Here is a 13119-nt window from a genome sequence, read left to right as displayed (position 1 = left end):
CGTGACGACGCTCTCGAACCACGTTCCCGACCCGCGGCTCATCACGGCGTTCGCCGAGCGGCGGGATGGGCCGCTCCACCGCGTCAATCCGTGGACCAAGGTGGGAGTCGTTGGCGCACTCGTCCTCGCGGTCACTGTGTTCGACCGCGTTGTACTCCTCGCTGGACTGTACGGCGTGGTCCTCGCAGTCTACGGGTTAGCGGGGCTTCCGTACCGACGCCTAGCGGGCTGGTACACGCTTCCGCTCCTGTTTATCCTCTCGGTCGCCGGCCCGTTGGCGTTCCTCGAGCCGGGCACGCCGATCGGCGGCGCGCTCTCGACACCGCTCGGTGAACTCTCGGTTACGTGGTCGGGCCTCGTGCTCCTCGGTGAACTCAGTTTCCGGTCGCTGGCAGTCGTGACGTTCACGCTGGCGGCGTCGATGACGACGCAGTACACCGCGGTTGCGTACCTGCTCGGGCGCTTGCTCCCCCGACCGATCGACCAGGTCGCGCTCCTCACCTATCGGTTCACGTTCGTCATGGTCGAGACGCTCGAAGACCTGGTGCAAGCCGTGCTCTCTCGGGGGGCGAACCTCTCGGAGTTCTGGTCGAACAGGCGACCGTACGCGAGAATCCTCGGGATGACGATGCTGTCGGCCATCGAGCGGTCCGAACGGCTCGTCAAATCGATGGAAGCCCGCGGCTACGACGGCGACATCACGCTGTACGGCGATGTCTCGCGGCCGCCCCTTCGCGAGTTACTTGTCGTGGTCGGTTCGTACGCAGTTGTCGTCGGATACGCCGTTGTCTCGGTCACCGGGGTGGGACTGTGACTCACGCTGAGACGCCACTTGTCGACCTCCGGTGTGAGGCGCATACGTATCCGGACGGAACGGTCGGGATGCACGACGTCGAGTTCAGCGTCTTTCCCGGCGAGATCGTCGCCCTCGTCGGCGGCAACGGCGCGGGGAAATCGACGCTCCTCGAACACCTGAACGCCACGCTCGTCCCCGACGATGGCGAACTGGCCGTCTGCGGCACACCGATCAGCGAAGCCAACAAGGCACGCGCGCGGAAGGAAGTCGGCTTCGTCTTTCAGGACGCCGATACGCAACTCGTCGCACCCACGGTCCTCGACGACGTGATGTTCGGCCTCCAAAACTACGGCGTCCCCACTGACGAAGCGAAACAGCGCGCTCGCGAAGCGCTCGCAACGGTCGACGCGGCCCACCTCGAAGACCGGATTCCGCACTACTTGAGCGGCGGCGAGAAACGCCTCGTCGGTCTCGCCGGCGTGCTCGTCCTCGAACCGAGCGTCGTCGTGCTGGACGAACCGCTCGCGGGCCTGGATCCGGAGCGGTCGCGACTGGTCGCCGAGCGGGTCCAGAAGATTCACGCGGACGGCATCAGCGTCGTCCTCTCGACGCACGACCTCGACTTTGCCGCCGAGGTCGCCGACCGCGTCTGCGTGATGACCGACGGCAACGTCGTTGGGGGCGGAACCCCGAGCGAGGTATTCTACGACGACGCGCTGTTGGCCGAAGCGAACCTGCACCCGCCGAGTGCGGTTCGCGTGGCCCGCGATGCGGGGCTGGCGTCGGCGCAGCCAGTAACGGAAGCGGAGCTCGTGTCTCTTTTGACGGAAGTTGACAACTTGGACGCTACACGGACTCCCGCTCCTGATGGCCGCGGGCGCGACTGAGCGCCTTCGTCGGTCTCTTGCCGAGTCGTACTCTTCGGCCTACCGCGTTGGTCCCGACGAACTCGACTGTTTGTCGCGCCGTCGGAGCTGCTACGGCACTGAATATATTATTATATTGAATTTCTTTACTAGCAATTCATATGTCTAGATAGCAGATTAATATTTGATGCGCACGAGTTTCAACGTCTCCGACGACCTCCTTTCCAACTTTGACGTGACGTGGCAAGCAGAGGGATTGGATTCGCGTTCGCGCGGCGTCCGCGAAGCGATGCAGGAGTACATCGAGCGACACACCAGATTGGAAGACGTCGAAGGCGAGGTGGTCGTTATCATCGCCTTCGACTACGAACACGAAGCGGTTATCGAGGACATCCACAATGTACAACACCAATATCAGGATGTCATTACGGCCACGAACCATATTCACGAAGGAGAGTGGTGTCTTGAGACACTTTTCTGTCGAGGGATTGCAGGACGTGTCCGCGAACTCACGTGTCGATTGCGCGATTTCGACGCGGTGAATCGGGTCAAACTGCTGCATCTCGCCGAACGCTGAGCGTCGCTCACGATCGGGGCGGGGGGTTGTGGTGTTCTTCGCCGAGCGACGTGAGCGAGTAATCCACGGCCCGCACATCCGATACCACTCGAACGGAGTTCACGAACTCAGCGAGGGCCTCCGGACTCCCTTCCAAGACGAACAGTTCCATACAGTATCGGTTCCCGAGGTGTGTGTGGGTGGTCGCGGTGACGGCGGAGCCGTTGTCGTGTCGTATCTCTGCGAGGTGCTGTTGAACCGTGGAGTGACGACATTCGAAGACGACGATCACCGTTCCTACGTACGGCCCCCCGTCACGCGCTCCTCCGTCAAATTCTTCGAGCAACATCCGCGCTCCTTCGCGCACGACCTCGCTCCGACCGCTGTACTCGTGTTCCTCGGCGAACTCGCTGATGCGGTCGAGCAACGCCTCCGGCATAGAGATACTAACGACGCTCATATACTAAATAGGACCTAATTATTATTAATTTCTGTTATGAGTCCGCAGTCGAGAAGTAATAATTAGTATTTTAGTATAGTATCTTCATATTCTACGCATGTCGGTCAACAACGACCCGATTCCGGTGACGATTCTGAGCGGCAGTCTCGGCGCTGGAAAGACGACGACGTTGAACCATCTCCTCGGTAGCGAACGGGACCTGAACGCCGCGGTTCTCGTCAACGACATGGGAGAGGTGAACATAGACGCCGAGTTCGTCGAACGCGAGTCGGCACTCACCCAGAACGACGAAGAGATCATCGAACTGTCGAACGGCTGTATCTGCTGTCGGCTCCGCGGAGACATGCTCGATGAGGTGGGACGCTTAGCCGCAGAGCGAGACTTCGACTACCTCCTCGTCGAGTCGTCCGGAATCAGCGAGCCGATTCCGGTCGCCCAGACGTTCGCTCGCGGCTTCGAAGACGCGGAGTTCGACCCCACGGGAGTCTACGAACTCGATACGATGGTGAGCGTCGTCGATGCACACAGCTTCTGGCAGGGCTTCGATTCGGGGCAGGCGCTCACGGACGACACGGTCGACCCGGAGGACAACCGCGTTCCCGAAGAAGCGCTCATGGACCAAATCGAGTTCTGTGACGTGCTTCTCCTGAACAAGTGCGACCTTGTTCCCCAAGACGAACTGGAGAAGATAGAGGCTGTTCTGAAAACCCTCCAGCCGTGGGCGAAGCTCATCCGAACGGAACACGGCGCCGTCGCCCCCGAGGAAATCTTGAACACGGGGCGGTTCGACTTCAACCGCGCCAGCCAGTCGGCCGGATGGAAGCGCGAACTACAGGAGGGCCACCATCACGATGCCGCCGCCGCCGAGGAACACGGCGTCACCTCGTTCGTCTTCGACGCGGACCGACCGTTCCACCCCGACCGAGTCGCCGAACTCTTCGCCGACCTCCCCGACGGTGTCGTCCGCGCGAAGGGCTTTTTCTGGTCGGCGGGTCGCGAAGACATCGCTATGGGCCTCGACAAGGCGGGCCAGTCTGTCCGTGCCGGCCCGAAAGGAACGTGGATCGCCACGCTCCCGAAGGCCCAACAGCAGCGGTATTTCGCCGCTCGTCCGGGTATCAAGGCGGACTGGGACGACAAATGGGGTGACCGCGGGGTCCAACTCGTGTTCATCGGTCGGGAGTTCGATCAGGAATCACTGGTCGAACGGCTGAACGACTGTCTCCTCACGGACGCCGAAATGGACGAGGATTGGGGCACGTACCCGGACCCGTTCGGGTCTGACGAGCAGCGTGAACTGGCGTTGGCCGACGACTGATGAGCCTCGACGACCAACCCCCTGTCACGATTCTGAGCGGCGGGCTCGGTGCCGGTAAGACGACCCTGCTCAACCACCTCCTCACCGTCGGTGGAGAGCAGTACGATATTGCTGTCCTCGTCAACGATGTCGGCGAGGTGAACGTCGACGCCGACCTCATCGAGAACGGTTCCGACCTCTCGATGGACGACGGCGGCGTCACGGAGCTCTCGAACGGGTGCATCTGCTGTGGGCTCCAAGACGAACTGGATCAAGAGCTCCGGCGGCTCGCTTTCGACGAGGAGTTCGATTACCTCGTCATCGAAGCCTCGGGCATCAGCGACCCCGTCCCGATAGCACGGCGATTCGTCTCTCCCGCGCGGGCCGCTGCGCTGTACGACCTCGATACGACCGTTACCGTGGTCGACGCCCACCAGTTCCACCGGGCGTTCGTCCTCGGGGAGACGCTCACGTCGAGCGACGACGACACCCGACCGCTTTCGGAACTGCTCGCCGAGCAGGTCGAGTTCTGCGACGTGCTCGTCGTCAACAAGTGTGATCTCGTGTCCGACGAGGAACGTGAGGAGGTCGAACGCATCATCCGAACACTCCACCCTGATGTAGACCTCGTCCGGGCGACCGACAGCGCTGTGGACCCGGACCGAATCCTCGGAACGGGACAGTTCGACAAGGATGAGGCGAGTAACTCTGCCCGGTGGAAACAGGTCATCTCAACCGACCACGAGGACGATACGGACGCTGAGCCGCACGAGCACGACGATAACGGGACGGACACAGACCATGGGCACGGCGAGGATCACGACCACGACCATGGTGACGACCACGACCACCTCCACCCACCAGAGGAGTTCGGCGTCGATTCGTTCGTCTACGAGCGACATCGACCGTTCCATCCCGAGCGATTCCACGAATGGCTCCGCTCGTTCCCCGATTCCGTCGTCCGGGCGAAAGGCCACATGTGGGTCGCTGGACGCGACCGCTACGCCCTCAACCTGAGCCAAGCGGGCGCACAGATCCACGTTGAGGTCAACGGACGATGGGCGGCTACGCTCTCCGAATCTCGGCGGGAGTCGTACCGCGAGTCGCATCCGGGGCTCCAGTGGGACGACCAGTGGGGTGACCGCGAAGTGAAGCTCGTCTTCATCGGTGCCGGAATGGACTCGATCGGTATCGCCGACGAACTCGACGACTGTCTCCTCACCGACGAGGAGATGGACGCCGACTGGAGCGCCTTCGAGAACCGCTTCCCGGGCCAGCGGTCGTATTCGAAGCCCCCGACCGAACAGCGGCTCATCCTTGGTGGGGAGCAATGAACGGTGCCAGTCGTGAACTCCCACCGATAGAGTCGCGACGGACGACCGACGCCGACGGCCACGACTGTATCGACCCGCTCGGCGTCGCCATCGTGACGGTGTCGTCATCCCGGGGGACTGACGTGGAAAAGGACCTCTCAGACCCTAGTGGCGATGCCATCGCCAGTATCCTTGCCGAAGCGGGTCACGTCATCACGGCGCGTCGGACGGTCCCGGACGACTACATCCGAATCAAGACGACCGTGAGCGAGTGTCTGGAGCGATCCGACGTCGATATCCTCATTACCACGGGCGGAACGGGGGTCACCATCGACGATGTCACACCGGACGCAGTCGGCGACCTCTTCGACCGCGAACTGCCGGGATTCGGCGAGGCGTTCCGGTGGCTCTCGTGGGGGGAGGTTCGAACGCGCATCGTCTCAACCCGTGCGACCGCGGGTATCGCCCGCAACGTGCCCGTGTTCGTACTGCCCGGAAGTGAAAACGCCGTTCGGCTCGCGACCACCGAAATAATCTCCACGGAAGCGCCGCATCTCGCCGGACTCGCGACCCGACACACAACCGATGAGAGCTGAGTGACGTAGCGCTCCCATCCGTCATCCACTGAGAAGGGATGTCAGATGACCCTCTACGGTATCGGGCTCGGACCGAGGCGGGGCCGACCTACTCGCGGTTCGAGGGGAGTGGCCGCTCGAATCGGTTGACGTCGTCTACTCTCCCGGTCAGCTCTCGTGTCGCAGCTCAATACCTTCCAAGGCCAAAGCTGAGCGCCCTCGAACTCCAGAGGACGACCGACCTTGACGAGTTTCACGTAGAGCGGGGAGACCAGTACACGCTGGCGACGCGGAACGCTGCGTGGGGGAAGGAACCGGAGTTGGGCGTTCCTCACCGTGACTCTTGGCGGCCACTCTTGTCTCTCGATAATCCTCTCTCGTTGACACGCCTAGAAAACAACTAAAGTTTAGAAAGAACTATTAGAATTGTATAACGTTCGTAACACGTGCCCGAGAGACGCTCGAAACAGCAGTCGGTCGTGGCTTCACAGCGGGTGTTCTGGGACTCTCCCTCCGTGCCCAGTTATGAAAAACCTACATTAGTTTAGCAAGAATTATTATATCAGTTCACGATATTGTTATTTATGCTCGGTCGACGTTCGAGACGAAAGTCACATACCGACCTCGCAGTCGGGGTTACAGGATGTCGTAGTGGAGAAAGGACGCCGCTCACGGTTGCGTCTCCAGATATCCTCACAGGGTTGGAACTGCACAACGGCGTTATCCCCTGTCACACGGCAGCCGACTGGATGACGCGGGGTGGTCGTTCGTGAACCTCACGAAACAGACGTGGACCGACGTGGAGGGGTCCAACGCTGATGTCTGCCTTCTCCCCGTCGGGAGCATCGAACAGCACGGCCCGCACGCCCCACTCGGAACCGACGTGCTTGTCGCAGATGCAATCGCTGACGTCGCTGCCGACCGCGCCGAAGCGTGGAAACTACCTCCAGTACACATCGGTGTCGCGCCGTATCACCGCCGTTTCCCGGGGACGCTTCACGTCCCTCCGGACGTGCTTCGGGAGTACGTGTTCCATCTGTTGGAATGCGTGGACGCGTGGGGCGTCGAAACTGTCCTGATAGTCAACGGACACGGTGGGAACAGAGAGCCGCTCAAGCACGTTTGCCGACGCCTCTCGGACGAGACCACGCTCGATGCACAGTACTGGGAGTGGATGAAGGCTGTCGACGTGGACGTACAGCACGCGGGAGAGATCGAGACGAGCGTGCTGCAACACTTGGTTCCCGAACACGTCGGCGCGCCACAGCCGGGCGACGCCGATAGCTGGGGTGAGTGGGTCCACGGCGCGCAAGTCGCAACGTACGCCGACGAGTTCAGCGAGAACGGCGTCGTCGGAGACCCGACGGCCGCGACCGCCGAAACCGGCCGGGACGTGTTCGAGACGGCCGTCGGTGAGCTACTGGAACTCATCGCATGGCTCGGAGAGCGAAACGCGGCTTCGACCGGCCGGCAGAGAGGCGAGGACCGCGAAGAATGCTAACGCTACGAAACCGCAGACTCAGTCGACGAGACGCATTGAAGGGAGCGACGGCGGGCCTCATCGGACTCGCGGGTTGCAGCGGCACCTCACAGGACGGTGAGCGGACCTCCTCCTCCTCGGAGCAGACGGAACGGGAGACGACGTTCCGCGTCGGAACGCCGTGGAATCCAGATTCCCTCGACCCGCTCGTCAAGGGGTGGATGTTCCGAAAGCTGAACGTCATCGAACCGCTCGTCATCGCGGACTACAACGCGTCGGTCAAACCGGGATTAGCCTCTGGGTGGACCACGAGCGACGACAATCTGACGTGGAAGTTCACGCTCAGGGAGGGCGTTTCGTTCCACGACGGAACGCCGCTAACTGTCGATGCGGTCGTCGCCTCCCTCCGGCGGAGTTTCGAATCGGGTTCGTTGGCGAGCCTCCCGGTCGAGTCCGTCTCCGGCGGCGGCGAACGCGTCGTCGAGATCGGAACGAGCACCCCGTTCGCACCGCTTTCAGCACATCTCACCCGCGCCCCGACCAGCATCATCGCGGAGAGTTCGTACGACGACGACGGCAACGTCACCGCGCCGGTCGGAACGGGGCCGTTCCAGTTCGACTCGTGGAAGCCGGGCGAGCGAATCACCGCCGTGTCGAACCCATCGTACCGCGGTCGGACGCCGGCCATTGACACCCTCGTCTACGAGAGCGTGCCGGACGACCAGACGCGACTCTTGAAGCTCGAAAACGCCGAACTCGAGATGGCACGAGCCTTTTCCGGGTCGGCAATTTCGGCCTTGAACGACCGACCTAACGTGGAGCCGGTCACCTACGCGGTTCCTCGGTCTCGCTACCTTGTGTACGACACGACGTCGTCTCCGTTCGACGATCGAAACGTACGCCGCGCGGTGATGCACGCAATCGATCAGGAACAGATCGTCGAGAGCGTGCTGAACGGTCTCGGGCCGGCCGCTGTCGGCCCCTTCCCGCCGGAAGTCACCGACTGGGCCAACACCGACCTCGAACCGTACCCGTACGACCCCCAGACTGCGAGGCAGTTACTCACTGACGCGGGATGGGTGCCGGGTGGGGACGCGCGAGAGAAGGACGGTGAGCCGTTGGAAATCGACCTCTGGACGTACGACGCGCGGGCGTTGCCCATCGTCTCCGAGGCCGTTCAAGCGCAGTTGTCGCAGATCGGCTTCGATGTCAGCCTCCGAGTGATGGATTACGGAACCATCGAGGAGCGCGCCAACAGCGAGGCGTTCGACCTCGTCATGTGGTCGAACTCGCTTCTGTGGTATCCAGACCCGGACCGACTCACGGACTTCGTTCACTCCGAGGATGCGACGATGTTCAGCGGCTACGCGAACGACCGCGTCGACGAACTGCTCGCGGAAGCGAGGGAGATTACGGACACCGCGGAGCGAAAGCGTCGCTACGACGAGGTGCAGTCGATCGTCCAACGCGACGTTCCCATCGGCTGGTTGACCAACGTCACGAACGTCGTCGGGGTGGACACCGGCGTTACGGGATACAAGCCGCTGCCGACGGAGACGTGCTATCACTTGGAAAATATCGAGTTCGGCGCGGACGGAAACGCCCGTGCGACCGATACGGCGAATGCACGGCATCGCTCGCCGGACATCCCGCTTCAGAACGGTCCGAGATCAGGAAAATGAGTCGATACCTGCTGAAACGACTCGGGACGACGATGCTGGTTCTCGTCGGCGTGTCGGTCCTCACGTTCAGTATGACCGCCCTCACGCCGGGAGACCCCGCCGTGGCCGTGCTCGTCGAACAGACGGGGCATCAACCGTCCGAGGAGGCGGTGGCGGCGTTCCGAGCGCAACACGGCCTGAACGAGCCGTTCCCAGTCAGGTACGCTGACTGGGCGATCGACGCACTGAGTGGCGACCTCGGGCAGTCGTACAGCTCCGAGCAAACCGTGGCGTCGATGCTCGTCCAACGTCTGCCTAACACGATAGAACTCGCCGCCGCGTCGATGGTCATCGCGATCGCTATCGCGGTACCCGCCGGCGTGGCGAGCGCGGTGAATCCGGGCGGTCGAATCGACTACGCGGCCCAGTTCGGCGCACTCGTCGGCGTCTCCATGCCGAACTTCTGGCTCGGCTACCTGCTCATCATCGTCGCGGCCCTCTGGCTCGACCTGTTCCCGGTCGCGGGCTCCGGCGGTCTCGACCACCTCGTCCTTCCGGCGGTAACGCTCGGGTCGGGTATGTCCGCGGTCATCGCCCGGTTGGTCCGAACGACGATGCTGGACGTTCTCGACGCGCCCTACATCCGGACCGCCCGTTCGAAGGGTCTGCGCGAGCGGATCGTCGTCTACAAACACGCCTTACGAAACGCGCTCGTCCCCGTCGTGACGATCGCTGGGTTACAGCTCAGCTACGTCCTGAACGGGGCGGTCGTCGTCGAAGCCGTGTTCCAGCGACCGGGACTGGGAACGTTACTCGTCGACGCGATCTTCGCGCGGGATTATCCGGTGATTCAGGGTGCGACCCTTCTCGTGGGCGTCATCTTCGTTCTGACCAACTTAGCGGTCGACCTGACCTACCGGTATCTCGACCCGCGAATCGACCGCAGGGGTGAGCCGGCGTGAGCGAGAACGCCGCGAACAGCGCGCCCCACCGACCTGCCGACGCTCGCTGGCGACGGTGGTACGAGGCCCTGACGACGACACGGCTCACGAAGCTCGGTGCCGGTCTCGTGTGTGCTCTGTTCGCGCTCGCGGTGTTCGGCCCGGCCGCCTCACCGTACGACCCGACCGCACAGGCGCTCGCACACAGGCTGGAAGCCCCGTCGCTCGCGCACCCGCTCGGAACCGACCAACTCGGACGCGACGTGCTCACCCGGCTGCTCCACGGGGCCCGTCTCTCGCTGGGTATCGCCATCGCCGTGACGGCCGTGCGGCTCTCTCTCGGGACCGCGGTTGGACTCGTCGCCGGATACGTCGGTGGCTGGGTCGACGAGGCGTTGATGCGACTCGTCGACACGCTGTTGGCGTTCCCGGGTATCGTCCTCGCGCTCGTGATCGCCGGTATTCTCGGACCGAGCCTCACGAACGTGATGGTCGCACTCGCGGTCGTCGGCTGGGCTTCCTACGCCCGACTGGTCAGGAGCAGCGTCCTGTCGGTTCGAGAGCGAGAGTTCGTGACCGCGTCGCGGCTTCTCGGCCGCTCGCGCGCTCACGTGCTCGGCCGACACCTGATTCCGAACGTCGTCGCACCGGTGGTCGTGCTGGCGACGCTTGATGTCGGCGGCGTCATCTTGGGAACGGCGGGTCTCTCCTTTCTCGGACTGGGCGCGCAGCCACCGACGCCCGAGTGGGGGACGATGCTCGCGTCGGGCCGGAACTATCTGCGGACCGCGTGGTGGCTGGTAAACGCCCCCGGCGTCCTGATCATGCTCACCGTCTTCGGGTTCAACCTCCTCGGTGACGGACTCAGAGACGCGCTCTCGCCGACGCAGTCGGCTCAAATCGAGCAATTATGATGAACGAACTCCTCCGCGTCGAGGACCTGCACACGCACTTCGACTCAGACCAGGGTACAGTCCACGCCGTTGACGGGGCCTCCTTCGGCGTGGACCGCGGCGAAATCGTCGGCCTCGTCGGCGAGAGCGGGTGCGGCAAATCAGTCACCGCCCGGTCGATCATCCGGTTGGAAGACCCGGGGCGAATCGTCTCGGGGCGGATCAGCTTCGACGGGCGGGACCTGACCCGTGCCGACGAGGCGACGCTTCGTCGCGTTCGCGGCGAAGACATCTCCATCGTGTTCCAGGACCCCCACGAGACGCTGAACCCGGTGTTCCCCATCGGCGACCAGATTGCCGAGTCAGTCCGAATCCACGACGGCGGTTCGTCACAGGGGCTCCTCGACTTTCTGGGTGTCCCGCCGTTCCGAAACCGAACCGCGTGGAACCGGGCCGAGGACCGCGCCGTCGAGTTGATGGAACAGGTCGCGATTCCGGACCCGAACGGGAGCGCAGCCGAGTATCCCCACGAGTTCTCCGGGGGGATGCGCCAGCGTGCGATGCTCGCCGTGGCATTGGCCAGCGACCCAGACCTGCTCATCGCCGATGAGCCGACGACGGCGCTGGACACGACGACGCAGGCGGGGATACTGCGACAGATACGGACACTCCGTGACCAGCGAGACATGGGCGTCCTCCTGATCTCCCATGACATCGGCGTCGTCGCCCAGACCTGCGACAGGGTTGTGGTCATGTACGGCGGGCAGGTGATGGAATCCGGGCCGGTCGACGAGGTGTTGACCGCGCCGAAACATCCCTACACCCGTGCACTCCTCGAGTGCTCACCGCGGAACCTCGGCCGCGACGAGCGAGTCAGCACGCTCGAAGGAAGCCCGCCCGACGCCGTCGGCGGTCACGACGGGTGTCCGTTCGCGGATCGCTGTCGCCTCGCAACCTCCGATTGTCGTAGCGGAGACATCCCGGTCGTCGAAAGCGACCCTGGCCACCGCGTGGCCTGCATCGAGACGCCCGCGGACTCTCGCGGGACGCCGACCGTTGCTGCCAGCGGACAGCCTCGGAACGTAGTCGCTCCCGACGGTGGTGACGAGAAGTGAGAGCGTCTCCTGCGAACGACGACGAGACGCGCCACGCGCCAGTCGCGGAGCTACGAAACGTCGAAAAGGAGTTCGAAACGAGTCGCTCGGTCCTCGACCGGCTGTTGGGCGATGCGAGGTCCGCGAAAGCCGTCTGTGGCGCCTCCCTCTCCATCAACCGCGGAGAAACCGTCGGGGTCGTCGGCGAAAGCGGGTGCGGGAAGTCGACGCTCGCGAAGCTCGTCACCGGGGAGCTGACGCCCGACGGAGGATCCGTGCTGCTCGATGGGGACTCCGTCGGTGGCTACCCCACTCGAACCGGCGGGCAGCTTCGACGCATCGGCGTGGTGTTTCAGAACGTCCGCGAGAGCTTCGACTCCCGGTGGTCGGTCGGGCGGTCTATCGCCGAGTCGTTCGGGCACGAACAGCAACCCGACGAGCGGGTCGACCGCATCGACGACCTGCTGGAGCAAGTGAACCTCGACCCGCAGGTCGGGTCGCGGTATCCGAGCGAGCTCTCGGGTGGCCAGCTTCAGCGCGTCGGTATCGCTCGCGCGCTCGCCCACGACCCGGAACTCGTGGTACTCGACGAGCCAGTTTCGGGACTCGACGTAGCCACGCAGGCGACTATTCTCGACCTGCTCGCGGAGCTCCAGCGCCGGCACGAGATCGGCTATCTGTTTATCTCTCACGACCTCGGCGTCGTCCGCTATCTCGCTGATCGGCTGGCGGTTATGTACGCCGGAGAAATCGTCGAACGCGGACCGGCACGGGATGTCTTCGAGCGGCCCAGCCACCCCTATACGGAGGCGCTACTGCGTGCAGTCCCGAGCGACGACCCGACTGACCCGCCGCCGGAGCCATTACCCGGGTCTCCACCGGACCCGTCGAACCGACCGACTGGCTGCCCGTTTCACCCTCGGTGTCCACACGCGGATGGACAGTGCGAGCGCCAGCATCCGGAGTTCAAGCGGGTCCGAACTACCCAATCGCGCTGCCACTACGCCGACGAATTAGCCGACGGTACCCGGACGAACAACCACGGAACGGATGGGGAACGGCGACCGCACCGATCCGACTCGTGACTTCCCGCCCGTAATTTGAGAGCGAACGCACCATCTGTTGGTCGATCGGGCCCGGGACCACGGCCTATTATTAAAAATACAAGTTTCAATAACAAGAATTAT

The 13119-nt window shown here is 63.3% G+C and carries 13 protein-coding genes; 12 read left to right on the top strand and 1 reads right to left on the bottom strand.

What is annotated here, in order from left to right; all coding sequences use genetic code 11:
• Position 1 precedes the first annotated feature (1 nt).
• The 3 genes from C458_RS00795 to C458_RS00785 all read left to right on the top strand — a co-directional run bounded on the left by C458_RS00795 (position 2) and on the right by C458_RS00785 (position 2239).
• Positions 2-814: an energy-coupling factor transporter transmembrane protein EcfT gene (locus tag C458_RS00795; RefSeq protein WP_008572365.1), complete on the top strand. Its 813-nt coding sequence runs from the start codon at positions 2-4 to the stop codon at positions 812-814.
• Between the two features lie 68 nt (positions 815-882).
• On the top strand, positions 883-1683 hold the full coding sequence (locus C458_RS00790) for an energy-coupling factor ABC transporter ATP-binding protein (protein ID WP_008572363.1): 801 nt from the start codon (positions 883-885) through the stop codon (positions 1681-1683).
• 166 nt (positions 1684-1849) lie between these two features.
• Entirely contained in the window at positions 1850-2239 is a 390-nt protein-coding gene (locus C458_RS00785; RefSeq protein ID WP_008572362.1) for a CopG family ribbon-helix-helix protein, read from the top strand.
• Positions 2240-2246: 7 nt separating this feature from the next.
• Here C458_RS00785 and C458_RS00780 read toward each other — a convergent pair whose 3' ends face one another.
• Positions 2247-2657 (bottom strand): CopG family ribbon-helix-helix protein, encoded by a 411-nt coding sequence (locus C458_RS00780; RefSeq protein WP_008572361.1) that lies wholly within the window; start codon positions 2655-2657, stop codon positions 2247-2249.
• A gap of 118 nt (positions 2658-2775) precedes the next feature.
• Here C458_RS00780 and C458_RS00775 point away from each other — a divergent pair, with 118 nt between their 5' ends.
• The 9 genes from C458_RS00775 (at position 2776) to C458_RS00735 (ending at position 13017) form a co-directional block, all read left to right on the top strand.
• Entirely contained in the window at positions 2776-3996 is a 1221-nt protein-coding gene (locus C458_RS00775) for a GTP-binding protein (RefSeq protein ID WP_008572360.1), read from the top strand.
• Complete coding sequence (locus C458_RS00770) at positions 3996-5309, top strand: GTP-binding protein (protein ID WP_008572359.1); 1314 nt, start codon at positions 3996-3998, stop codon at positions 5307-5309. The genes C458_RS00775 and C458_RS00770 overlap by 1 nt, the downstream gene beginning before the upstream one ends.
• The gene (locus C458_RS00765) at positions 5306-5884 is read left to right on the top strand and encodes a molybdenum cofactor biosynthesis protein B (RefSeq protein ID WP_008572358.1); all 579 of its coding nucleotides are present in this window, start codon (positions 5306-5308) and stop codon (positions 5882-5884) included. Before C458_RS00770 ends, C458_RS00765 begins: the two co-directional genes overlap by 4 nt.
• Before the next feature lie 748 nt (positions 5885-6632).
• The gene (locus C458_RS00760) at positions 6633-7364 is read left to right on the top strand and encodes a creatininase family protein (protein ID WP_049897161.1); all 732 of its coding nucleotides are present in this window, start codon (positions 6633-6635) and stop codon (positions 7362-7364) included.
• Positions 7365-7399: 35 nt separating this feature from the next.
• On the top strand, positions 7400-9025 hold the full coding sequence (locus tag C458_RS00755; RefSeq protein WP_008572356.1) for an ABC transporter substrate-binding protein: 1626 nt from the start codon (positions 7400-7402) through the stop codon (positions 9023-9025).
• The gene (gene nikB, locus C458_RS00750; protein ID WP_008572355.1) at positions 9022-9966 is read left to right on the top strand and encodes a nickel ABC transporter permease; all 945 of its coding nucleotides are present in this window, start codon (positions 9022-9024) and stop codon (positions 9964-9966) included. The genes C458_RS00755 and nikB overlap by 4 nt, the downstream gene beginning before the upstream one ends.
• Positions 9963-10859, top strand: a complete 897-nt coding sequence (gene nikC, locus C458_RS00745) for a nickel transporter permease (protein ID WP_008572354.1) — start codon at positions 9963-9965, stop codon at positions 10857-10859. Before nikB ends, nikC begins: the two co-directional genes overlap by 4 nt.
• The gene (locus tag C458_RS00740) at positions 10856-11953 is read left to right on the top strand and encodes an ABC transporter ATP-binding protein (protein WP_008578804.1); all 1098 of its coding nucleotides are present in this window, start codon (positions 10856-10858) and stop codon (positions 11951-11953) included. The genes nikC and C458_RS00740 overlap by 4 nt, the downstream gene beginning before the upstream one ends.
• On the top strand, positions 11950-13017 hold the full coding sequence (locus C458_RS00735) for an ABC transporter ATP-binding protein (RefSeq protein WP_008572351.1): 1068 nt from the start codon (positions 11950-11952) through the stop codon (positions 13015-13017). Before C458_RS00740 ends, C458_RS00735 begins: the two co-directional genes overlap by 4 nt.
• Positions 13018-13119: the final 102 nt, after the last annotated feature.

This window comes from Haloferax sp. ATCC BAA-644 (assembly GCF_000336975.1).
GTDB lineage: Archaea > Halobacteriota > Halobacteria > Halobacteriales > Haloferacaceae > Haloferax > Haloferax volcanii.
The sequence above is the reverse complement of the archived record's forward strand: the minus strand, read 5'-3'. Positions and strand labels throughout refer to the sequence as shown.